A 567-nucleotide genomic window follows, 5' to 3' on the forward strand; every position below is an offset into this window, starting at 1 on the left:
AGTTACTCCCCTTTATATACACAATTTTATACAATCACATTAAAATATTTTGGAGGGCTTGTCAATATATTTTATATCCCACATCCTCCTGCTTAACATTCCGTAAAAACAAAAAACGTATAGGAAATTTCTTACTATCTCATAATATACATAATCATTTTTGAATGAAAGGAGAGGCTTCATTTGCATACCGTATGGAAAGGTGCCCTTTCACTTGGACTATTAAATATAGGAATCAAACTATACAGTGCCGTAGAAGAAAACGATATAAAATGTTTTAAGTCTTCAGGAGTCCACCAGTCAACTAAATTTCCATCAGCGTTGTAACGTGCACCAGAATCATCAAATCCATGAGAAATCTCGTGACCAATTACAGCTCCAATTCCACCATAATTAACGGCTTCATCAGCTTGGTAATTGTAGAAAGGCGGCTGTAGAATTGCTGCAGGAAAAACAATCTCGTTATAAGATGGATTAAAATATGCATTTACAGTTTGTGGCGACATTCCCCATTCTGTTTTATCAACCGGTTTGCCTAATTTGGCTAAATTTTCGGCATAAGACCAT

The 567-nt window shown here is 35.4% G+C and carries 1 protein-coding gene; it reads right to left on the reverse strand.

Features of this window, described 5'->3' with window-relative positions; genetic code table 11:
* Nucleotides 1-179: 179 nt before the first annotated feature.
* The coding region (locus tag BW716_RS35300) for a M13-type metalloendopeptidase (RefSeq protein WP_304440599.1) at nt 180-567 on the reverse strand (388 nt) is incomplete at its 5' end.

This window comes from [Flexibacter] sp. ATCC 35208 (assembly GCF_001975825.1).
Classification (GTDB): domain Bacteria; phylum Bacteroidota; class Bacteroidia; order Chitinophagales; family Chitinophagaceae; genus Chitinophaga.